This is a genomic window from Sorangium sp. So ce693 (assembly GCF_051521375.1).
GTDB lineage: Bacteria > Myxococcota_A > Polyangia > Polyangiales > Polyangiaceae > Sorangium > Sorangium atrum.
Genome location: NZ_CP150347.1, coordinates 12134475 through 12155316 on the forward strand (window position 1 = coordinate 12134475; position 20842 = coordinate 12155316).

The following is a 20842-nucleotide window of genomic DNA, read 5'->3' on the forward strand; positions in this document are numbered from 1 at the left end:
CCGTATTGGAAGAAAACGACAGACTCGGGACTCGCCGGACCGTCTGGGCCCTCAGCGCCCAGCTCTGGGCCGGGCCGCAGCCCGCACCACTTCGCCGGGCGTCCTGCCCATGATCCGCTTCAGCGAATTGCCCAGGTGCGCCTGGTCGGCGTAGCCGCAGGCGGCAGCCACGTCGGCCGGCGCATTGCCATGCATCAGCTGCTGCAGCGCCGCCTGCGCACGGTGGATCTGCGACAGCTGCTTGGCCGTGAGACCGGTGGCGCTCAGGAAACGGCGCTGCACCGAGCGCAGGCTGGTGCCGGCTCGATCGCCTTGCAGCACGCGGAACACCACCGGGTCCGCCACCAGCAGGTCGGCCCCGATGAGGCGCGCCACCAGATCGTCGGCGTTCTCGAAGTCGGGCACCTCGAAGGCTCGCGGCCCCAGCAGGAACGAGCGCGAGTTCGCCAGCGGGCGCAGCACGCCCTGGTCCAGCATGCCCATCGCCGGCACCCCCGGCATGAACACGCCTGGCCGGAAGGCGATGCTCAGGTACTCGTCGCCGGTCTCGTAGCCGAGCGCCACCGGGTGCGTGATGAGACCGGTATGCAGCACCTGCAGCCGGCCGCGGCGCTTCATGAACACAAGGTCCCAGCAGCCGTCGGGCAGGGACTGGTCCTGCGTGTCGTCGCCATAGGCGACGTGCGTGATCCGCTGCACCAGCGCATGGTCGCTGCCGCGGATGGAGCGCGTGGTCCTCATGGGCAGCTTCCCTTCGTCATGCTGCCCAGTATGGCCGACCCTGCGGTCCACCGCGAGCCCGGGTGGATCGCAGTCGCCCCTCGCCACCTACCTGGCGTCGCTCAGCGGTGAGGAGGCCTGTCGTCGCCGGAGGGCGAACGCGGCGAGGACCGCCGCCAGGAGGCCAAGGGCGTGATTCCCGCCGACGCCCGCGGCTCGGCAGCTGCAGCCCTCGCCGTCACTGGAGGCGTCGCCACCCCCGCCGGCCGCGCCGGCGCCGCTGCCTGCGCCCGTGCCGCCTGCGCCGCCCGCCTCACCCCCGCCCGCGGATCCGGCGCCGCTGCCCGTCCCATCCGCAGATCCGGTGCCGCCGCCCATCCCGCCCGAGCCGGTGGTGCCGCCCGCGCCCCCTTCGCCGGAGGGCCCCGGCGGCGGCACCGTCGCGCAGTCGCCAAGCGAATGTTCGAGCGCGCCGAGCGTGAAGCTCCCGCTGCCCGGCCGCCCGCGCGCGCAGTAGTCGTCGGTCACCGCGGCCTCGGCGGGCGCTTTGCCGACGAGCGACGCAACATCCCCTTTGAGGTGCAGGTCGCCGAGACCTGGATCTTCGTACCACGTCTGGAACGTCGCGAGTCCTACCTCGACCAGATTGTCACTCTCCTGATGCGTGCCCCCGTCGCGGTCGCGGATCTTGCCCGTGAGGACGTTGCCGCGCGCGACGCCGCTCGTCGTCGCGAAGCGGAAGTCGATCCCGCTCGTCGCGATCAGCGTATTGAAATGCAGCTGCGTGTCCGTAGCGCGGTTCAAATAGACCCCGACGTCCGAGCAGCTCGCGATGATGTTGTTCCGCATCGTCCCGCCTGTGTGCTCGACCTCGCAGGGCACGTCGGGGTCGTAGGCCGGGGCGCAGTACTGCGCCCCCGTGCCGCCGCCGCCGAACGACAGCCCGATGCGCGCCCCGTCCGGCGAGCCGGCGGTGGTGCAGACGACGAGGTTGCGCTCGAAGAGCCCGTCCGAGCCGCCGCTCTTCATGAACGCGCCGTAGCTGACAGTGTCGCCGCCGTCTTTCTGGAAGTCGTGCAGGTAGCTGTCGCGCACGGTCCAGCGCTTGCCGCCGTCGATGTTGATCTTGGTGACGGGATTGCCGGTCCTGCGCGGGTGGGTGTCGAACAGCTCCGATCGCTCGATCAGCCCGTCGTCGGGGGCCGTCCAGACGCCGCCCACCTGCGCAGCGTTGATCTTGAGCTGGGCGTTGAAGTCCCGCACCTTCGAGCGGCGGAGGGTGAAGCGGCTCGCTGCCCCGAACACGTGGAAGGCATGCTCGCAGTCCGAGTCGTCGGCGCAGACGCCGCGGATATCGAGGTCTTCGAAGTGCCAGTTCGGGCCGCTGACCTTGAAGCCTTCGACGCCCGACAGCTCGAGGATCGCGCCGAGCGGCTCGGCGGCGCGCACGACGATCGGCGCGGCCTCGCTGCCCGCGGCCGCGCAGGAGACGCCGTCGAAGGCGTAGGTGCCCGGGGCGAGGACGATCTCGTCGCCGGCCTTGGCCGCGCCGATCGCGGCGACGAGCTCCTCGGTTGTGCCGACCGGCACGACGGCCGCCGCGGCGGGGGCGGGGAGGAGGAGGGAGGTGAGCAGGGCGAGCGGAGCGACGGGCGCGCGGCGTAGGGACATGGCTGCCAGAATGCGCGGGCGCGCTCGCCCGTCAAGACGGCGCGTGCAACGTGTGGCGGCCGTGCGCGACCTTCTCCCCGTACGGGCTCATCCAGGCCACGATGAAGCGCGGTGGATTACCGGTCTGACGTGCTGTGCGTCGCGGCCGGGTGAGCCGGGCGCGAGCACGCCTGTCGTGACCGAGCGCGGAGCGCGTGCGCCTCGGGGCGGCGCGGGCTGCTGACCTGGACATTCACGTTCATCCGTAGGAGAGCAATGACGTCCTCCGTCCGGAGAGGCCTTGCTCGATGACGGGGACACAGGGGGGAACTCGGTGTCCGTTCTGTCTCCCTGTCTTCGTCTTCGCGTGACAGGCTTGCTCGATTGCACATGGTCACGCTGTGGGTATCGTTGTCGCCGGGAGACATTTCTTTATTTTGATGTTTCAAGCGTGTCCACGTCGAGGGCAGAGCATGGCTCCGTCCCTCGTGAGAAGGAGAGCGCCATGAGGAACAGCGCGAGGAACCTCGCCGCGATGATCGTGCTCGGCTTCGGGGTCATGGCTCCGACCGGAACGGGGCCCGCCGGCCCCAGGCCTTACCGCGATCTGAGCATCGAGTGGTGGCAATGGGCAACGTCGATACCGAGCCCCGTAAACCCTGTGGAAGACACGACCGGGAAAGATTGCATGGTCGGGCAGCGGGGCGACGTCTGGTTTCTGGCGGGCACGGTCTTCGGAGGAACGGTGACCCGAAGCTGCACCGTGCCCGAGGACAGAAAGATCTTCTTTCCGATCGTGAACATCCTGGGCTGGAACAGCCCGAACGTGTGCGGGCAGGGCGCGGCGAACCTGAGCGCCACAGAGCTGTTCGAGGGGATACATCCGTTCATCGAAGGCATAACCGACGCGTATGCCACGGTCGACGGCGCGACGGTCAGGCATCCGCGCCACGTCCGGTCCGATGCCTTCGCGATCACGGTGCCCGAAGACAACCTGTTCGACGCGCCATGCGGCGAGGACGTGCCGGCAGGGATCTATTCGCCCAGCGTCGACGAGGGGATCTACGTGCTGCTCCCGCCGCTTTCGCCAGGCAGGCACACGATCTTTATCCATGCCGAGAATTCGAGCGGATTCGAGCTCAATGTGACGTACAACCTCACCGTCGAGCCGGTGTTGTTGGACTAGAGCACCTCGGTAACCCGCCCTCCGAGCCGGCCGCGCGCAGCACCTTCGTCGCGAGGCTCACGCCCTCAGCACGGCGCGCCGGCCCCGCGACGGGGCAAGCTAGCCGCTCGACCGCGCTTCCCCGCCCGACAGAAACGCGATGAGGCCGTGCGGGGCGGTCTCGCCGAAGCAGAGCTCGAAGGTCGCCGCGGCCTCGGGAGCGGCCTTCGCTCCACGAACGAACATCTCTGCTTCGTATCCGACGAGCGCGGCTTCGAGGTCATCCGGGTGCGCCGCGATGGCCTTGCCGAGCTCCGCGCCGTCGTACATCGCGAGGTTTGCGCCTTCCCCGTCGGGCGGGCTCAGGTGCGCGGCGTCGCCGAGGAGCGTCACGCCGGGCACGCGATCCCAGCGATGCCCGGCGGGGAGCTTGTGGATCACGCGCAGGACCGGATCGGTCTCGCCGTCGGTGATGAGCGCGGTCAGGGCCGGGGCCCAGCCTTCGAACTCCGCGGCGACGCGCGCCCGCGCCGCCTTCGGATCGGTGAAGTCGATGCTCTCGAACCACGCCTTTGGCTTCGTGAGCGCGACGTAGGTGTGGAGGACGCCGTTCGTCTCGCGGTGCGTGATGATGCCTTTGCCGGGCGTGAGCGCGTAGAGCGCGCCCCCGCCGACGAGCCTGGCGCTCGCGGGATGCCGCGCGTCGGCGTCGAGCAGGTACGTCTCGACGTAGGCAGTGCCGACGTATTCGGGCTTCACGTCGGAGAGGAGCGGCCGGATCTTCGACCACGCGCCGTCGGCGCCGACGACGAGGCCGGTGGTCACGGTCGACCCGTCCGCGAAGGTGAGCTCGTGCCTTCCGTCGCCGAGCGGGCGCGCGCCCGTGAGCTTCTTGCCCCATTGCACGGTGTCGGGCGGGAGCGAGTCGAGGAGGATGCGCCGGAGGTCGCCGCGGAGCACCTCGGGGCGAACGCCGGCGCCGTCGTCCGGCTGGTCGAGGAGGACCGTGCCCTGCGGATCGACCATGCGCATCGCCTCACCGCCTTCGTGGACGATGCGGCGGAGCTCGTCGAAGAGGCCGGCGGCCTTGAGCGCGAGCTGGCCGTTGTAGTCGTGGATGTCGAGCATCCCGCCCTGGGGGCGCGCCTCGGCGGAGGCGTCCGCCTCGTACACGGTCGCCCGGATCCCGTGGACGTGGAGGACGCGCGCGAGGGTGAGCCCGCCCGGTCCGGCGCCGATGATGGAGATAGAAGTCATGGTGATTCCTCTCGGCCTTCAGCCTGGAACATCGTTCCAAACAATTACCTGGAACGCCGCTCCAGAACTGTCAAGATGGAGCCTTGACGAAGAGGTCGACGCGAGGGCCGGAACGCGAGAGACGCCGCGAGGAGGCGCTCTCGCGCGAGGTGATCGTCGAGGCGGCGATCGCGCTGCTGGACGCGGACGGTGAGGAGGGGCTGACGTTCCGCGCGCTCGCGACGCGCCTGGCGACGGGCCCGGGCGCAATCTACTGGCACGTCACGAACAAGAGCGAGCTCCTCGCCGCCGCGACTGACGCCGTGGTCGCGCGCACGATGGGCGAGGTGCGCGGCTCGACCGAGCCGCACGAGGCGATCCATCGCATCGCGCTCGGCGTGTTCGACGCGATCGAGGCGCATCCGTGGGTGGGCGCGCAGCTCTCGCGCGCCCCGTGGGAGACGGCGATGCTGCGGATCTACGAGCGCCTCGGCCGCCAGGTCGAGGCGCTGGGCGTGCGCGGGCGCGCCCAGTTCACCGCGGCGTCGACGCTGCTCAGCTACGTCATCGGCGTGAGCATCCAGAACGCCGCGGCGAGCCAGTTCGCGCGCCGCGAGCTCGCGCCGTCGACGAACCGCGTCGACTTCCTCGAGGCGGCAGCGGCGCGCTGGCGCGAGCTCGACCCCCGTGAGTACCCGTTCACGCGGAGCGTCGCCGCCCACCTCCCCGGCCACGACGACCGCAAGGAGCTCCTCGCCGGGATCGACCTGATCCTCGCCGGAATCGCGGGCCGCCCGATCCCGTCCTCAGCGACGTGATGATGCCCGAGGAGGGTCAGAAATCTGCGGATCGGCAAGGCCATCAACAGAGGCTGCTCTACGTGCGACACCGGCAGGCTGAACGACACCGATCGACTCGACGAGATCTGCGGCCGCGATCCCTCGCCACCTAACTAGCGTCGCTCAGCGACGAGGAGGCCTGTCGTCGTCGGAGGGCGAACGCGGCGAGGACCGACGGGTTGCCAGTGGGGGGCACTCGATGCCGGAAATCACGTGCTCCGGCGCCGAGAAGATGCCGCGCAGGCGCTCCGCCTCGTGGAAAGCCTGTGAAGTAATGTAAAACCTCTTGACGGACCGGGGGTCCGAGCTTCTTAGAGGCCCAAGATCGGGCGAGCACGTCCGCGCGCTCGTTCTACCTGTCGTGAAAGGATCCTTGTCGATGAAAACCAGGTTACGCCCCTTGCCGTCTCGCCTGCTCGCGCTCTCTGCCCTTGTCCTTTCGTCCTGCGGCGTCGAGCCGCTCGAGGAGCAGCCATCCTTGGACATCGCCGAGGCTGCGTTGAACGGCGCCGTCGCGATCGCGGGGCACGTCGGCAACGACACCTCGAATGCAGGGATGAGCGGCGTCATCGTCCAGCTCAGCGGCGCTGCGAGCGCGCAGGCCGTCACCGACAGCCACGGCAACTTCCTCTTCACCGGCTTGCCCGCGGGCACGTACACGCTCACCCCGTCCAAGCCGGGCGCGACGATCACGCCGAGCACGGTCAACCTCGGCAGCGTCACGGCCGATCGGATCCAGAGCTTCACCTGCGCCGGCGCCTGCGGCGCGGGCCCGGCCGTCGATCCTTACAAGGAGATCGCGATCGTCGATCCGTCGGTCACGCAGGACGCGCGCACCTCGAACGCGACGGGCGGGCCCTGGAGCTTCCGGTACCTGATCGAGCAGATGACCCCGAGCGGCGTCGATCCTGCGGATTTCGTGGCGGAGTGGCTGGAGGGCTTCCAGCCGCTGACGATCAACGGCTATCCCACGACGAACCGGGGGACGCTCTCGCTGCTGAACCTCTGGCCGACGCGGCCGGACGGCAAGCTCGATGTCGCGCAGGCGCCGTTCCGGCTCCTCGGCATCTTCAACCGGACCGACCTGCACGCGAGCGGCAGCGGCGAGGCGCGCTTCGTGTTCGGCATCGTTCCGCCGAATCACTTCATCGGTGGAATGACGGTGATCTTCGAGTACCGCCTGCCGACCAACTCGATCGCGCCGGATCGGCACAGCTGGATTGCCCGCTTCCACGCGCTCGGGCAGCACGCCTTCGGCGTCCAGTACAACCAGGAGCTCCAGGAGATCACGGATCTCTTCACGCAGCGCGGCGCCGAGCGCAGCACGATGGGCAACCCCAACGCGAGCGCGCTCGCCCAGCTCCGCACGAGCGAAGACCTCATGGGCGCTCCCTGGTCGTGGCGGGAGTTCCACCTCGTCCCCGAGCCGACCGGCTACCAGGCCTTCCTTCGGCTCGTGGAGGCCGCCCAGACGCCGGACCAGCAGCTCAACGGCGACGCCGGCCTCGAGGCCTTCCTGCTCGCGAACCGCACCGGGATCATCGCCGGCGCGACGCCGCTCGACCCCTCGTTCCTCGGCGGCGAGGCGGAGGGCAACATCGTGCCTTCCGCCACGAAATGGGTCTTCCCCGGCGCGGACGAGCCGCTGCGCCACGCGTTCGCCGGGCAGACCTGCAACGGGTGCCATAACGCCGAGACCCAGCAGCTCGCCACCTTCTATCATGTGGCGCCGTTCGCGACCCCCGGCCCCGACGGCACCGGCGTCCTCTCGAATTTCGTCAAGCAGGTCGAGATCCCGCGGCGGGTGAGCTTCATGCAGAACCGGCTCAGCTGCAGCACCCTCGCGGGGGACTGCTCGCCAGGATCCGAGTCGGTCGCCCCCTGACCGTCCTCAGCGCGATCGTCGCCAGCGGCCGCGCATCTCCCAGGCGATGCGAGCGGCGATGGTGTCGTCGCCTGCGCTCGTCTGCCGGCCCGGAGCGCGACGCCCGCGTCTACCATCCTCCTCGGAGTTGGATCTGCGACACCTTCACACCCTCGTCGTGCTCGCCGAGGAGCTCCATTTCGGCCGCGTGGCGCCCAGGCTCCACGTCGCGCAGCCCTTTTTTTCTGGACTTGTCAGTCCAGAACGTTCATGCTCTCTCCGTGGCCCGTCCCAAGGAGTTCGATCGCGACGAGGTGCTCCGGCGCGCCATCCCGGTCTTCTGGGAGAAGGGCTTCGCCGGCACCTCGACCGAGGATCTCGTCCGTGCCATGGGGATCGGCCGACAGAGCCTCTACGACACGTTCGGCGACAAGCGACGGCTGTTCCTGGAGGCGCTCCGCGCCTACAACGCCGACAGCATCGCCTCGGTGATCAAGGCGCTCCGGGCCGGACCGACAGCGCTCGCGGCGCTCGAGCGTGTCCTCGTCGACCTCGCCGAGGAGCACGGCGCGGCGCGCTCCCTCGGCTGCATGGGCGTGAACGCCGTCTGCGAGCTCGCCCGCGACGACGACGAGGTGCGCGCGCTCACCGCGACCAGCGCCGCGCTGCTCGAGACCGTGCTGAAGGACGTCATCGACGACGGCAAGGCGGAGGGCGACATCGGCAGCGCGATCGACAGCCTCGAGGCCGCTCGCTTCCTCGCGGCCACGCTCAGCGGGATGAAGGTGCAGGCCAAGGCGGGCGCGTCGACCGAAGCCCTCCGCGACGTCGCGGCCTTCGCGGTCCAGAGCCTGCGCCCGCGCTGAGCGCGCGGCGGCCGCTCCGGACCGCGCCCTCGCCACGCGCTATTTTTGACTGATCGTTCAAGTAGACCAGCACACAACAGCCAACGACGCAAAGGAGCTCGACATGAACAACGACATCAGGCCGCTCGCAGGGAAGAAGGCGATCGTCATCGGCGGATCGCGCGGCATCGGCGCGGCCCTCGTGAAGCGCTTCGCGCGTGAGGGCGCGGCGGTCGCCTTCACCTACGTCAGCAGTCCGGACCGGGCGCGAGAGCTCGTCGCGGCCGTCGAATCCGAGGGCGGGCGCGCCATCGCCCTTCAGGCCGACAGCGCCGACGCGAGCGCGCTCGAGGGCGCGATCGCCGAGGCCGCGAGGGCGCTCGGCGGGCTCGACGTCCTTGTGAACAACGCCGGCATCCTGATCTTCGGCAGTGTGGACGAATACAGCCTCGAGGACTTCGACAGGATGTTCGCCGTCAACGTGCGCGGCGTGTTCGTCGCCGCCAAGGCCGCGGCGAATCACCTCTCGCGCGGCGGAAAGATCTTCGTCATCGGCAGCAACACGGCCGAGCGCGCCATGCTCGCCGGCTTGACCGTGTACGGGACGACGAAGGCTGCTGTCGCGCGGCTGGTGCGCGGGCTGGCGTTGGATTTCGCCCCGCGCGGCATCTCGATCATCAACATCCAGCCTGGTCCGACGACGACCGACATGATGCCGCTCGACGGCCCGCACGTCGACTGGGTGCGCAACCAGAGCCCCGAGAAGCGCATCGCCGACCCCGACGAGATCGCGCGGTTCATCACGTACCTGGCCCGGCCCGAGTCGACCTACATCAACGGCGTGAGCCTGACGATCGACGGCGCCTTCCTGGCGTGAGCTGCCGACGCCGCCATCGCGGGGAGCTTCGTCACAGCCCTGCGTGATCACCTCGTTGAAGGCCGCGACGGCGCGCGCCTACGCCTCATCCTCCACCAGCGTGACGGCGAGCAGGGCGCCGCCGGGGGCGATCGCCCGCAGCGCCGCGGGGACGGCGGCAAACGCGAGGCGCTCGACCTGCTCGGCAGCCACCGAGGGTCGCACCAGGATCGCGCCCGGCGCGCGCTCCGGGGCCGGCGCATCGCCGTCGAGCGCGGCGAGCGATATCCACACGAGCCCGTCGTGGTCGCCGCTCACCGCGTGGGCTGCCGGGCCGACGCAGCACTGGGCCGCGGGCAGCACCAGGCGCGCGATGTCGACGTCGACCTCGGCGCCTCCGGACGCAGGATCGACGCAGGAGGCCGCCTCGACCGCGTCGGGCACGAGCTCGCTCCAGTCGACCTGCGGCGTCCACGAGGGCTGCGCGACCAGGCGCGCCAGCTCGAGCTCGAAATCGAGGATGGCGTCGGCGGCGGCGAGCTCGCGCAGCGCCTCCACGCGCTCCGCCGCGCGCGAGAGCGAGTTGTAAACGACGGTCGATCCCTCCACGAGGCCGGCGCCCGTCGCGCGGGCGCGCAGCGCCGCCGTCACCTCGTCGCGCGAGAGCCGGAGGACCGCTGCGAGCGTCGCGAGCCGTGACGCCTCGATGGGCGAGCGCATGCCGGCGAGCGCGCGGTCGAACGCCGGCCGCCGCCGCGCGAGGAACCCGAGCAGGTCGTCGAAGGCGAACGCGCGGGGTACCTGGCCTTCGATCTCGGCCGGCGTGACCACGTGCCGCTCACGGAACGTCGCCTGCAGCGCGGCGTGGAGCTCCTGGACGACCTCGAGCTCTGCAGGAAACACCCACGCTCCAAGAGGAAAGGGCGCGTGCCCCTCGCAGCCGCGGACGGAGAAGCGCTCGGCGGAACGGACCGTCATGCCGGCATGGCTATCACGGGTAAGCGCAGGACCTGATCGTCGAGCAGCGGCACCGCGTCGTCGTCGTCGACGAGCACCGTACCGAGACCCGTGTGCAGGAGCCACCTCGCTTGCTCGGCGAGCCGAAGCCACGCTACGACCGGCGCAGGAACACACGCATGCGGGGGATCGCCGGAACGTGGATGCAAATGCCCGAAATCATTGATTCGAACAGGGCTATTCCGGCCACGGCCCGCCGTCGAACCCCGCGCCCGCGCTCGCTCGGCGCCGCTGCCCGCGCCCGCGCGCTGCTCGTCCCTGTGTGCGCTGCCCTCGCGGCCCTTTCCGTGGCCTGCGGCGGCGGCCAGACGCAGGGCGAGGCGTTCGACGCGCGCTGGAAGGACGACGGCGGCGCGGGCATCGCGGCCTTCCAGCAGCGGTTCGCGGGCAGGCGCATCCCCCTCGGCGCCGACGTGGCGGTCGGCGTCATCGCGGGCGCGGGGGCGCTCGAGCTCGTCGGGGTGCCGCTCGACGGCGGCCCGGCGTGGACCTTCGCGCACCCGCTCGACGCGCGCCCGGCCATCGCGGGGAGCGTCGTCGTCGGGCTCGGCCGGGGTGAGCTGTTCGCCCTCGACGCGCGCACGGGGGAGCTGCTCTGGATGCGGCGCGCCGGCGGCAGGCTCCGCGGCGCGGGCGATGACGGCGAGACCACCGTGGTCTCGCTCGTGTCGACCACCGGCGCCACGAGCGTCGTGCTCGCGGTGAGCCGCGAGGGCCTCGTGCTGCGCCAGATCGAGGACTCCGCCGCCATCGGCGTGCCCGCGGTCGTGGGGCGCTACGCGTTCCTGCCCTGGCAGGGGCGCTACGTCACGGTGTTCGACCTGCAGACCGGCGGCGAGGTGGCGCGGGCGCTGCTCCGCACCGAGGTGAGCCGCGCCTTCCTGCTCGGCGGAGCGGTCTTCTTCGGCGGCGAGGCGGCGACGCGGTTCGACGCCTCGATCGGGCTCGGCGCGGCCGGGCGCGCGTCGACCGCGCGGCTGCCGGAGCGCGAGCTGCCCGGGGCGCCGGTCTGGATGACCGCCGGGACCGAGGTGCTCGCGCCGACCGCCTCGGCCGAGGACAGGGCGAGGCTCTACGCCCGCCCCCGGGCCGACGGCCCGCCGGGCATCGAAGCGGAGCGCTACGTGGCGACGTACTATCGGGCCGCGGTGGGCCTCGACGCGCGCTCCGGCGCGCTCGCCTGGGCCCACGCCGGCGAGGCCGACTTCCTCGGCGGCGCCGCCTACGTGGGGGGCTTCGCGCTGTGCGACGCGCACGGCGGGATCTCGTTCCTCGACGCGCAGCGAGGGGCCCTGGCGGGGCGCGCGTCGCTCGGCCGGCCGGTCCAGGCGTGCGTGGTGCAGGCCGACGGGCTCACCGCGGCGGCCGTCGGCCCGAGGCCCGTGGAGGCTGCGTGGCCTGGCCGGGTGTTGCCAGAGGGGAATGGATTCTGATGAGGGGTTTCCGGTCGCTCGGGCAACCGAGGGTCCATCATGATCCTTTCTTCCCGCTTTGCTCGCCGCGCACTTCGGATCTCTCGAACCATCCCGGTCGCTTTGGGCATTCTGGTCGCTTGTTCCGACGGCGAGGGCGGGGACGATGGCCACCCGGTGGGCTCAGGCGGCGGCGCCGCTATGGGCGGAGAGCGGGCTGCGGGCGGTGCGACCAGCTCTGGCGGCGTGAGCAGCTCGCAGGGCGCCACGACGGGAGGCTCCGCTGCCGGCGGTGCTGGGAGCGGCGGTGATTCGACGGGGGGAACGGCCAGCAGCGGTGAGCCCTCCACGAGCGGCACGTCGAGCGGCGGCGGCGGAGCGACCGGCGGCGCTGACGGCAGCGGCGGAGCGACCGGCGGCGCGGGCACGGGGGGCTCTTCGGGCAGCGCCGGCGGTGTCGTGGGGGAGCCGATCGGCTTCGCCACGCTGAACGGCGGAACCACCGGTGGTCAGGCCGGCGAGACGGTCACGGTCGACAGCTACGCCGAGCTGAAGAGCTACGCGGAGGCCAGCCAACCCTACGTCATCCTCGTCCAGGGCCACATCACGAACGGATCGGGCGGCGGTCAGATCCGCGTCAAGTCGAACAAGTCGATCGTCGGGATCGGCAAGGATGCCTTCCTCGACGGCGTGGGCATCGACGTCTCGAGCCAGAACAACGTCATCCTGCAGAACCTGCGCGCGACCCTGGTGGGGACGAGCACACCCGCGAACGTGAACGGGGGCGACGTGATCTCGATCTCGGGGACCAGCAAGAACATCTGGATCGACCACTGCGAGGTGTACTCCGAGGACCCGAGCGTCCAGACCGACAAGGACAAGTACGATGGCCTGATCGACATCAAGGGCCAGACGGGCTTCATCACCATCTCGTGGACGTACCTGCACGATCACCACAAGGGCGGCCTGGTGGGCGCCGCGGACGACGATCTCCACGACGAACGCAAGGTGACGATGCACCACAACCACTACAAGAACGTGTTGCTCCGCGTTCCGATGTACCGCGGCGCCGTGGGGCACTTCTTCAACAACTACATCGTCGGCGCGAAGGACGCGACGGAGATCCGCGCCAACACGTGCGTGCGCGTCGAGCGGAACTACTACGAAGCCCTCCACTACTCGATCTACACGCCGTCCGATTCACCCGGGAAGGCGGAGCGCATCTCGAACGTCGAGGTGAGCCGCACGTCGCGCGCCTATCTCGCCAATTGCACGGCGGACATCCCGTACGCGTACGCCTCTGCGCTGACGAGCGACACGAACGACGTGAAGACGCTCGCGCCCGCGTCGGCCGGCGTGGGAAAGCTCTGAGCGGCAAGACACGTCACCCAGCGCGGAGGACGGAGCCGTGGCCCGGCTCCGCCTGGAGGATCTGAATCTTGCTGATACCCACCCGGCGTTTGCTTTTTCTACCCCGAGGCGCACGACGGCACCTGCTGCGCTCGACCCGCCGGTGTAGATCGCCCACGCGCAATGTGTTCCGTGGGGCGAACCGTCGCGTCCCGGGGATTTGGGGACGGCGTGACCACGGATCGCAGCCCTTCGGACGGCATGGACCCAACCTGGGCCCAACGAATAGGCGTTTGCGGGACTGCCTCTGAGCAGCGGCGGCGGCGCGATCCCGCCGAGCCTCGAGAATCGCCGATGTCCTCCGTGCGGGGACCGCGAGCGGTGCTATGGTGCGCCGCACCCCGCGGTCCCCGACATGCCCCGAGCGTGAAGGCTCCTCTCGGGGTGCTTCATATCTTACGCAGGGAGCTCAGATTCATGCGACAGTCCTATTTTATTCTTGCAAGTGTGTTGTGCGTCGCGGGGGTGGCCCTGGCCGCCTCGGCCTGTGGAGGCGACGAGGGCGCTTATTCCGATCCGGCTCCTGACATCGAGCGCTCCGACACGGGAGCGCTGCAGGAGGACGCCGTCGACTCCCCGCCGTCCGGCGCGGGCTCGCCGGGTGACGAAGGATCCCCCGGAGGCAGCGCGAGCGGGACCTGCCAGCTGCCCGACGGTCCGCGATCGTTCGATGAGCTCAAGGGCCCGCCCGGGAGCCTGGCAGCCGATTGCGTTCCCACGTGGACCGAGGAGCAGCTGAGCTCCGGGTTCGCCGCGATCCGCGACAGCCGGCTGCTCATCATGCCGGAGCAACCCGAGTTTCTGCGGCGTATTCCCTGGCTCGCGGCCGACAACGGCTGCGAGGAGCGGGCCGAGACAGCGGTCTACTTCTTCCACCAATGGGACTATCCGACGCCCTATTTTGCCAGGGTCAAGGCAAAGCCGCGCAAGCAGCTGGTCTTCCAGACAGCCAACGAGCCGTCCGGAACCGTGACGTGGTCCGGCCACGTCGCGCCCGTGGTCCGGGTCGGTGGGCAGCTCATGATCCTGGACGCCGCCATCGATCCGTCGCGGCCCCTCCCGATCGCGGAGTGGCTCTCTCAATTCAGCGTCGTCGACGACATCGACGTCGCGTTGTGCCGCGACCACGCCCTGGGGGAGGGGTGCTTCGACGCTGTGCCCCTGGAGCCGCCGCCGCCCAACCTGAACCCCTATGGCAGCATGTACAACCGGCTCCTGACCGAATGGCGAGTTCAGGAGATCCTCGGGCGCGATCCGTACCGGGTCCTCGGCGAATGTCCGCCGTGGGGCCCCTGCGCCGAGCCGGAGCCCACGCCCGATCCGGGCCTCCCGCCGACCATCCGGCGCTTTGCGTCGGACCAGTTCGACAGCTTCGTCTGGTATCCCCTCTACGTCATCGGGGACAACTTCGTCGAAGGCTGGACGACCGTGCGCATCACCGGAAACGACATTGACGAGCTCGCGCCCATCGACGCCTGCAACATCCGCAGGATCCTGATCACCCAGGAGTATCCGCCCGGCGACTATCAGGTGACGGTGGCAAACGGAGAGCTCTCGAGTCAGCCGATGGACCTTCGTATTCAGTGACCCGGTTGGCCAGGCGCGTGCTGCTCGGGCCGGGGGCGGTGGACGCGACGCCGGGCGGGGCGCCGGTCGACTACGCGATACGGCAGGCCTCTTCGAAGCCGAGGCGCGGGTTGCGCGGGTAGAGCTTCGCCGGATCGCCGTGGCCCAGGTTGATGAAAAGGATCGATTTCCAGGGCACGTCGGCGAAGAACGCGGCGTGGCCGAGGCGCAGGGCTTCGTAGAGGCGGTGCAGGGTCGCGTCGTCGATGGGCTCGGCGAGCCAGCCGTTGTGGGTGCGGGCTTCGAGGAGGACTTGCTGGAGGAGTTGGTCGCTCATGATGCTTGCTCGGTGGTACGTGGGTGAGGTGGGGCGAGTCGTTCCGTGAGATCCCGCCTCAGGTCGCGAGCGCGTGCTCGCCGACGCGGGCCTCGGCCTCGGGCTTCGGGGCGCTCGCGAGCCTGCGGCTCTCGGGGCGCAGCGCCCAGGAGGCGGCGGCGATGGCGACGAGGAACAGGGGCGTGATCACCTTGCCGGCGCCGTCGCCCACGGCGGCGTGGGAGGCGGCGGCGCCGGTGAGATCGAAGAAGACGCCGGCGTACGCCCACTCCTTGAGGCGCGGGAAGCGCGGGGCGAAGAGGGCGGCGGCGCCGAGCACCTTCCATGCGCCGAGGAGGGTGGCGAAGTAGGCCGGGTAGCCGAGGTGCGCCATGCCCTCGAGGACCTGGGGGGAGCCAGAGAGATCGGCGAGCCCGCCTGCGACGAAGGCGAAGCCGAGGAGGCTCGTCGCGATCCAGTAGCCGATGGTGCGTGCCTTGTCGTTCATGAGCGGGGATTCTGAGGCCTGGACACGCCTGTAACAATGCATCAACAGTTGGAAGCACCTGCCAGGATTTGATCCAAATGGACGAACCCCTCGAGACCTTCGAGCTCCTCGCCTTCTCGAAGACCGTGAAGGCCGGATCCCTGTCCCGCGCCGCCGCCGAGCTCGGCGTCCCTCGCGCCACCATCAGCCGCCGCCTCGCGCGGCTGGAGGAGCGGCTCGGCGTGCGCTTGCTCAGGTTCGGCAAAAAGCGCCTGGCGCCGGATCATTCATCGATGAAGATGCCGGCGTAGCGGTGGATGCCGGCGTTCTGCGACTGTGCCGTGAATCGCACGTCGATGTCCTCGAGCCCGCCGGTATACGAGATGTTCCACGTGTACACGCCCCCGGGGCCAAGGGGGACAAATATGCTGCTCGTCCAGGGATCGCCGGCGTCCCACCGCCAGAAGGCCTGGAAGATGGTGTAGTCGATGCACGACGCGACGGTCTCCTCTCCTATGTTTCCCTCATCCCCGAGGCCATTCCCGCTGCCAGACATGATGTTGGAGTGGGATTTCTCTTCGGTGAATTTGCACCAGGATTTAACAAGGGCGCTACCATCCTCGGCCCTGACATCGTCTGCCCAGCGAGAGTAGTAGCGGCATCGATCGGTGAACTCCCATCTCGGGTTTTCACCTTCGCAATAGACGGCCTCGGCAGCCAGGGCAAAGCTCGCCGGATCGGGGGCACGGAGCCGCTCGGGAGCGGAAGGGAGCCGAGCCTGGCGCCGGGCCGGATCGCATGAAGCCTCGAGGCGCGCGGGCACGCGCTGCTCGGGCGCGATCGCCCGCAAGAGATCAGCCGGGCACATGGTCTCAGCGTCGTAGCCAGCCCTCTTGAGCAGCGAGGGCGTGCCGTCCTGGCGATGCTCTCCCACGGCGACGACGCCTCTGTCGTCGAGGACGCAGAAGACCACCTTGACGCCGCTCTGGTGGCTCACCACCGCCACCGTGTTGTCGCCGCAGGGGTGATCTTCATCCGCATTGGCCACGGTGGGAACGCCCTCGACCGATGTGTCGTCCGCGCTGGAAGAAGGCGGGAGCGCCGCGGGCTCGGTCGAAGCCCCGGTGTCGTCGGGGAGCGGAGATTCGAGCTCGGTCCCGCCGGAGCATGCGAGCAGCGGGAGCGAGAGCAAGCAAAAGCCAAGCATCGTCCGGTTCTTCATCCTTCTCTCCTTCATTGTCCGCACTCCGTGCCGCGTCGAGCGATGGGTCCTCCGCTCGCGGCAGGACCTCATCCGACCTGCCAGCGGCCTGGTACGACGGCGTGTGCCGGGCAGCCTCTGTGATGTTGCCCCTTGCACAGCTTGTCTCCGCAGCCTTTGCAACGCGTGTGCCGGCTCGGGCCGCGCTGGGCTCTTGTTGCGCCGGCGCACCGAGCTTGGATTCGTACAGCTCAAGAACCGCAATCCAGCGGAGAGAGCGCCTCGGCGCGCGACGTGCGGTCAGATCTCTGCCGGTACGTGGGCCGAGCCAGCGGAGCTCGTCCCCGTGAGGCCGTGGCATGTCCCGTGACATGTCACGACGGGGCCGTGACATGTCACGGGGACATGCCACGATGACGCCGTGAGTTGCCCGGGGGGCTCGCCCGCGGAGGCGCCTCGCGCGGCGCAGCGGGCGCTGCGCCGCGGGGGCGTCAGGCGCTCTCGCCGAGGTCCCGCAGGGCGCGCGCGAGGCCGTCGGCGAGCGTGTTGAAATGCCGTGTCCGGCCGAGATCGCTGCCGGCGAGCAACCGCGCGACCGCGGGCTGGATGCCGGTGATGAAGCAGCTCGCGCCCACGACATCGATCGCGCGCCGGCTCCCGGTGCTCGGCGTGCGATCGAGCGGGCCGGTCACGGGGTGGGCTTGGCTTTGTCTCGCAGGTAGAGAGCCTCCACCTGCGGCCGGGCCCACGGGGTCCGTCGCAGGAACTGCAGGCTCGATTTGATGCTGGGATCGTACCTGAAGCAGCGAATGTTGATCATGGGTCCGAGCTGCTCCCAGCCATGCTGCGCGACCACGTGATCGAGGATCAATCGGAGCGTGACACCGTGAAGAGGATTGTCGGGCTGGGCTGAGTCCTATCGATGCTCGCGGGGCGATCGCCACGGAGGGCCAACATGAGCCCGCCGTGTAGCACGTCGCGCGGCGGCCGCCGCACCCACGCCGCTCGCGCGCCCACGCCGCCCGTGCACGCTGAGGAGCGCTCGGTCTCATCCGTCCCCGCCCCGTCATCGCAGCAACCCTGGCGGGATTCCTGACCGACGCAGCTAGCGAGGCTTCGTGTCCTTGTCCTCCGGGTCGACCGCGATGCGGAACCCCGGGTCCTCCGGGGTGGGCCCGGCGGGCCGCGTCTCGGGCCCCTCAACCTCTTCCGCGCGGCCCTCGGAGCGCTCGTCCTGCGGGGGCGCCTGCGCCGGCCCCTTGCTCAGCTCGGCGCCGATCCGGCCGACCACGTTCGTCGCGGCCCGGACGAGCTCGCGCCCGGCGTCGTCGATCGCCTTGCCGACGTTCGTGCTGTCGAGGTCCTTGCGCAGGTCCACGGCCGTCTTGCGCGCCGCGCGCCAGAGCAGGCTCAGCCCCTGCTTGAGATCCTCCCTGGGGTCGTCTCGATCGGGGTCCGAGCTCATCGCGCCTCCTTGGCTTCGCCGAAGAGGCTTATGTTCCCGCCGCGCCTGCGCCGCAAGCGGCGCGCAGGCCTCAGGCGGCCGTCTTCGGCTTGCTCGTGGGATCGACGTCCGGCGGGCGCCTCGGCTTGCTCCGAGGCTCGGCCTCGCCGGGCGCCTTCCCCGGCGCCTGCGCGGCCGCCGCGGCGCGCCTCCCGGCGGACGGCGCGCCGTCCTGTCCCGGGGGGGCCGCCGGGGCGCCGCCCGCGCCGCCCGTCACAGCCGGCCTGCGCTGCGGCGCGGGCGCCCCTGCCGCGGGCTTCGCCGCCGCAGCCCTGGCCGCCGCGGCCGTCGCCGCGGGCCGCGCCGTCGCGGGCGCCGCCGCGTGCCTCGCCGTGGCGGCCGCCTCTGCCGCGTGCCTCGCCGTGGCCGTGGCGCCCGCCTCCGCCGCCTGCTTCGCCGCGCCGGCCGCCTCCGCCGCGTGCTTCGCCGGAGCGCCCGCCTCGGCGGCGGGCGGGTGCGCGCTGTTCGACCGCACCGCCGGCGACCACGCCGTGGAGCGGTTCCGGCCCGACCGCTTCGACACGTAGAGCGACTCGTCCGCCGCCTTGAAGAGCTCCTCCCACGTGCTGCCCGCCTCGGGGTAAGTGGCGATCCCGATCGAGCAGGTCACCTGGCACTGCACAGGCCCGTTGCTCCCGGCCGCGTGGAACGTCGTCCGGCCGAGCTCCTCGCGCACGCGCTCCGCGAGCAGCATCGCGCCGCGCGCGTCCGTCTCCTCGCAGATCACGACGAACTCCTCCCCGCCGAAGCGCGCGACCGCGTCGGTCGTCCGCTTCGCGCGCCGGAGGACGTCGCCGAGCCCCTTGATGATCACGTCGCCCACGTCGTGGCCGTACGTGTCGTTCACCTTCTTGAAGTGGTCGATGTCCGTGACGAGCACCGAGAGCCGCCGCGAGAACCGCCGCGCCGCGGTGATCTTCTGGTCCGCCACCTCGAGCATCGCGCGCTTGTTGAGCAGCCCGGTGAGCCCGTCCATCGTCGCGAGCTCCTCGAGGCGCCGCACCATGCGCGCGTTCGAGAGCGACACGGCCATGTGGCTGGCGAGGACCTCCAGCGTGCTGCGCACCGAGTCGGTGAAGGCCGCGCGCCGCCGCGAGCCGAGGACCAGCGTGCCGAGCGGCCGGTCGTGCACGACGAGCGGGAGCACGATGATCGACGGCATCGACGGCGGCGTGACGCGGCGGGTGAAGACGATCTGCCGCTTCTCGTCGTACTCGCCGCGGTACGGCAGCGGGTGCCGGTTCTGCAGCACCATCGAGACGAGCCCCGCGTTGTGGCGGAAGCGCTGCCCGGTGAGCTCGGCGACGCCGTCGCCGCTGACGGCGCGGATCTCGTGGACCTTCTGCGCCTCGTCGTACAGCGTGACGGCCGCGAAATCGACGGACGTGATCTCGCGGGCGCTCGTGACGCCGGCCTCGATGACGCCGGCCTCGGTCGTGGCGGCGCCGAGCCCCTCGGCGGCGCGGTAGAGCTTGCCCTGCTCGACCTTGGCGCGCTCGAGCTGGACGAAGACGCGCTCGTTCTGGATGGCCCGCACCGCGTAGCGGCAGGCCTCGTCGATGAGCTCGAGCTCGCGCGGCGAGAACGGCCGGTCCTCGACGCGATCGACGACGAGCACGCCGCGGAGCTGGCCGTGCTCGAACACCGGCAGCGCGCACACGGCGCGCACAGGGGAGGGGCCGACGTAGTAGGGGAGCTTGTAGCCCGGCTTGAGGCCCCCGAGGACGACCGGCGCGCGCTGGGTGATCGCCGCGCCGAAGACGCCGTCGCCGGAGAGGAACGGGCCCTCGGAGAGGTTCGGGGCGTCGCTCGCGAGCTCGCTGATGCGCAGGTGGGTGCCCGCGTCGTTCTGCCAGAGGAGCACGGCGGTGTAGAGCTCCAGCGACTCGCGCAGGAGGCGAAGGGCGAAGAGCACCGACTGGTGGATCTCCTCGACGCCGGAGCGGGCGAGCCGCTCGTCGTCGCCTTTCTGGCCCGCGCCCGCGCCGCGCGCCTGGGCCGGGGCCGAGAGCAGGCGGTAGCTGCGCGCGTCGTCGCGGAGCCGCTCGATCTCGGCCTGGAGGCGGGTGTGCGAGGCCTTCCTGACGCGGCCGAGCTCTGCGCGGAGGATGGTGGCGTTCAGCAGCGAGAAGACGGCCATGAAGCCGATGTGCGGCGCGGCCGCGCGCGTGACGTCGAGGAGGCTCGGCGCGCCGCGCGGCGCCGCGGCCGAGCGGACGGCGATCTCGAGGGCGGCGGCGGCGATCGCGACGAGGAGCGACGCGCCCGGGCGGGCGAACGCGCTCACGAGGGCGATGACGACGTAGAGGGCGGCGTGGGCGTCGCCGTCGAGCGAGCCGTCGAGGCGGAGGACCGCGGCGAACGTGGCGACGAGGAGCAGGGCGCCGACCTCGAGGTCGAGCAGGGCGCTCGCCTCGATGGCGGCGGCGCGCCGCCGCGCCCGCTGGACGAGCGCCGCGAGCAGCACGAGCAGCGCGGTCGCGGCCGCGAGCGGCGGGAGCGGCGCGCCCGCGTCGAGGACGACGAGCCCCCCGAGGGCCAGCGCGCAGGCGAGCGGCGCCGCGTTGCGCGCGATACGGCGGGCGGTGAGCACGGCGAGCACCAGGTTGGCCATCGGCTCGGATGCCGGTACCAGAGGTCGATCCCCCGGGCCCAGTTCTCTGCCGGCAGAGGCGGCTGCGCGATGGGGGAAAGGGGCGAGAGAGGGGGTGAGGGTGTGACCTGGAGTCGTGGACGGAGGAGAGGTTGAGGGGC

Annotated in this window: 19 protein-coding genes and 1 pseudogene; 9 read left to right on the top strand and 11 right to left on the bottom strand. The window is 70.7% G+C overall.

Going from position 1 to position 20842, the window contains the following annotated elements:
- Positions 1-51: 51 nt before the first annotated feature.
- Together WMF14_RS45275 and WMF14_RS45280 are read right to left on the bottom strand one after the other, a co-directional pair.
- Positions 52-741 carry a helix-turn-helix transcriptional regulator gene (locus WMF14_RS45275; protein WP_437796757.1) on the bottom strand — a complete coding sequence of 230 codons (690 nt, stop codon included), beginning with the start codon at positions 739-741 and terminating at the stop codon, positions 52-54.
- An 87-nt stretch (positions 742-828) separates the two neighbouring features.
- Positions 829-2391: an MYXO-CTERM sorting domain-containing protein gene (locus tag WMF14_RS45280; RefSeq protein WP_437796759.1), complete on the bottom strand. Its 1563-nt coding sequence runs from the start codon at positions 2389-2391 to the stop codon at positions 829-831.
- Between the two features lie 484 nt (positions 2392-2875).
- Here WMF14_RS45280 and WMF14_RS45285 point away from each other — a divergent pair, with 484 nt between their 5' ends.
- On the top strand, positions 2876-3556 hold the full coding sequence (locus WMF14_RS45285; protein ID WP_437796761.1) for a hypothetical protein: 681 nt from the start codon (positions 2876-2878) through the stop codon (positions 3554-3556).
- A gap of 99 nt (positions 3557-3655) precedes the next feature.
- Here the strand turns inward: WMF14_RS45285 and WMF14_RS45290 are convergent, their stop codons facing one another.
- Positions 3656-4792, bottom strand: a complete 1137-nt coding sequence (locus tag WMF14_RS45290; RefSeq protein WP_437796763.1) for an FAD-dependent oxidoreductase — start codon at positions 4790-4792, stop codon at positions 3656-3658.
- Between the two features lie 83 nt (positions 4793-4875).
- Between WMF14_RS45290 and WMF14_RS45295 the strand changes: the two genes are divergently transcribed.
- The 4 genes from WMF14_RS45295 to WMF14_RS45310 all read left to right on the top strand — a co-directional run bounded on the left by WMF14_RS45295 (position 4876) and on the right by WMF14_RS45310 (position 9196).
- Positions 4876-5589 (top strand): TetR/AcrR family transcriptional regulator, encoded by a 714-nt coding sequence (locus WMF14_RS45295; RefSeq protein ID WP_437796765.1) that lies wholly within the window; start codon positions 4876-4878, stop codon positions 5587-5589.
- Between the two features lie 400 nt (positions 5590-5989).
- A complete protein-coding gene (locus tag WMF14_RS45300; protein WP_437796767.1) occupies positions 5990-7495 on the top strand; it encodes a carboxypeptidase regulatory-like domain-containing protein in 1506 nt (501 codons plus the stop codon).
- Between the two features lie 260 nt (positions 7496-7755).
- Positions 7756-8340 (top strand): TetR/AcrR family transcriptional regulator, encoded by a 585-nt coding sequence (locus tag WMF14_RS45305; protein WP_437326078.1) that lies wholly within the window; start codon positions 7756-7758, stop codon positions 8338-8340.
- 103 nt (positions 8341-8443) lie between these two features.
- Complete coding sequence (locus WMF14_RS45310) at positions 8444-9196, top strand: SDR family oxidoreductase (RefSeq protein WP_437796768.1); 753 nt, start codon at positions 8444-8446, stop codon at positions 9194-9196.
- A 78-nt stretch (positions 9197-9274) separates the two neighbouring features.
- Here the strand turns inward: WMF14_RS45310 and WMF14_RS45315 are convergent, their stop codons facing one another.
- Positions 9275-10153, bottom strand: a complete 879-nt coding sequence (locus WMF14_RS45315) for a hypothetical protein (protein WP_437796770.1) — start codon at positions 10151-10153, stop codon at positions 9275-9277.
- 188 nt (positions 10154-10341) lie between these two features.
- Between WMF14_RS45315 and WMF14_RS45320 the strand changes: the two genes are divergently transcribed.
- The 3 genes from WMF14_RS45320 (at position 10342) to WMF14_RS45330 (ending at position 14601) form a co-directional block, all read left to right on the top strand.
- Positions 10342-11625 (top strand): outer membrane protein assembly factor BamB family protein, encoded by a 1284-nt coding sequence (locus tag WMF14_RS45320; RefSeq protein ID WP_437796771.1) that lies wholly within the window; start codon positions 10342-10344, stop codon positions 11623-11625.
- Positions 11626-11850: 225 nt separating this feature from the next.
- The gene (locus WMF14_RS45325) at positions 11851-12975 is read left to right on the top strand and encodes a pectate lyase family protein (RefSeq protein ID WP_437796773.1); all 1125 of its coding nucleotides are present in this window, start codon (positions 11851-11853) and stop codon (positions 12973-12975) included.
- A 456-nt stretch (positions 12976-13431) separates the two neighbouring features.
- Complete coding sequence (locus WMF14_RS45330; RefSeq protein WP_437796775.1) at positions 13432-14601, top strand: protein-glutamine glutaminase family protein; 1170 nt, start codon at positions 13432-13434, stop codon at positions 14599-14601.
- Positions 14602-14671: 70 nt separating this feature from the next.
- Here WMF14_RS45330 and WMF14_RS45335 read toward each other — a convergent pair whose 3' ends face one another.
- Both WMF14_RS45335 and WMF14_RS45340 read right to left on the bottom strand, forming a co-directional pair.
- The gene (locus WMF14_RS45335) at positions 14672-14917 is read right to left on the bottom strand and encodes a hypothetical protein (RefSeq protein WP_437796777.1); all 246 of its coding nucleotides are present in this window, start codon (positions 14915-14917) and stop codon (positions 14672-14674) included.
- A 58-nt stretch (positions 14918-14975) separates the two neighbouring features.
- Positions 14976-15404, bottom strand: a complete 429-nt coding sequence (locus tag WMF14_RS45340) for a DoxX family protein (RefSeq protein ID WP_437796779.1) — start codon at positions 15402-15404, stop codon at positions 14976-14978.
- A gap of 77 nt (positions 15405-15481) precedes the next feature.
- Here WMF14_RS45340 and WMF14_RS45345 point away from each other — a divergent pair.
- Positions 15482-15661 (top strand): annotated as a pseudogene (locus WMF14_RS45345) (helix-turn-helix domain-containing protein); the annotation flags it as partial.
- Between the two features lie 5 nt (positions 15662-15666).
- Here WMF14_RS45345 and WMF14_RS45350 read toward each other — a convergent pair.
- The 5 genes from WMF14_RS45350 to WMF14_RS45370 all read right to left on the bottom strand — a co-directional run bounded on the left by WMF14_RS45350 (position 15667) and on the right by WMF14_RS45370 (position 20702).
- A complete protein-coding gene (locus WMF14_RS45350; RefSeq protein ID WP_437796781.1) occupies positions 15667-16605 on the bottom strand; it encodes a hypothetical protein in 939 nt (312 codons plus the stop codon).
- A gap of 470 nt (positions 16606-17075) precedes the next feature.
- A complete protein-coding gene (locus tag WMF14_RS45355) occupies positions 17076-17276 on the bottom strand; it encodes a hypothetical protein (protein WP_437713226.1) in 201 nt (66 codons plus the stop codon).
- Positions 17273-17455: a VF530 family DNA-binding protein gene (locus WMF14_RS45360; protein WP_437796783.1), complete on the bottom strand. Its 183-nt coding sequence runs from the start codon at positions 17453-17455 to the stop codon at positions 17273-17275. The genes WMF14_RS45355 and WMF14_RS45360 overlap by 4 nt, the downstream gene beginning before the upstream one ends.
- A gap of 234 nt (positions 17456-17689) precedes the next feature.
- Complete coding sequence (locus WMF14_RS45365; RefSeq protein ID WP_437796785.1) at positions 17690-18049, bottom strand: hypothetical protein; 360 nt, start codon at positions 18047-18049, stop codon at positions 17690-17692.
- A gap of 70 nt (positions 18050-18119) precedes the next feature.
- A complete protein-coding gene (locus WMF14_RS45370; protein WP_437796787.1) occupies positions 18120-20702 on the bottom strand; it encodes a sensor domain-containing diguanylate cyclase in 2583 nt (860 codons plus the stop codon).
- Positions 20703-20842: the final 140 nt, after the last annotated feature.

Bases quoted from the DNA above. Each gene is read 5' to 3' on its own strand.
- WMF14_RS45275 (WP_437796757.1), bottom strand. From the start codon at position 741: ATGAGGACCACGCGCTCCATCCGCGGCAGCGACCATGCGCTGGTGCAG.
- WMF14_RS45280 (WP_437796759.1), bottom strand. From the start codon at position 2,391: ATGTCCCTACGCCGCGCGCCCGTCGCTCCGCTCGCCCTGCTCACCTCC.
- WMF14_RS45285 (WP_437796761.1), top strand. From the start codon at position 2,876: ATGAGGAACAGCGCGAGGAACCTCGCCGCGATGATCGTGCTCGGCTTC.
- WMF14_RS45290 (WP_437796763.1), bottom strand. From the start codon at position 4,792: ATGACTTCTATCTCCATCATCGGCGCCGGACCGGGCGGGCTCACCCTC.
- WMF14_RS45300 (WP_437796767.1), top strand. From the start codon at position 5,990: ATGAAAACCAGGTTACGCCCCTTGCCGTCTCGCCTGCTCGCGCTCTCT.
- WMF14_RS45310 (WP_437796768.1), top strand. From the start codon at position 8,444: ATGAACAACGACATCAGGCCGCTCGCAGGGAAGAAGGCGATCGTCATC.
- WMF14_RS45315 (WP_437796770.1), bottom strand. From the start codon at position 10,153: ATGACGGTCCGTTCCGCCGAGCGCTTCTCCGTCCGCGGCTGCGAGGGG.
- WMF14_RS45320 (WP_437796771.1), top strand. From the start codon at position 10,342: ATGCCCGAAATCATTGATTCGAACAGGGCTATTCCGGCCACGGCCCGC.
- WMF14_RS45330 (WP_437796775.1), top strand. From the start codon at position 13,432: ATGCGACAGTCCTATTTTATTCTTGCAAGTGTGTTGTGCGTCGCGGGG.
- WMF14_RS45335 (WP_437796777.1), bottom strand. From the start codon at position 14,917: ATGAGCGACCAACTCCTCCAGCAAGTCCTCCTCGAAGCCCGCACCCAC.
- WMF14_RS45340 (WP_437796779.1), bottom strand. From the start codon at position 15,404: ATGAACGACAAGGCACGCACCATCGGCTACTGGATCGCGACGAGCCTC.
- WMF14_RS45350 (WP_437796781.1), bottom strand. From the start codon at position 16,605: ATGAAGAACCGGACGATGCTTGGCTTTTGCTTGCTCTCGCTCCCGCTG.
- WMF14_RS45365 (WP_437796785.1), bottom strand. From the start codon at position 18,049: ATGAGCTCGGACCCCGATCGAGACGACCCCAGGGAGGATCTCAAGCAG.
- WMF14_RS45370 (WP_437796787.1), bottom strand. From the start codon at position 20,702: ATGGCCAACCTGGTGCTCGCCGTGCTCACCGCCCGCCGTATCGCGCGC.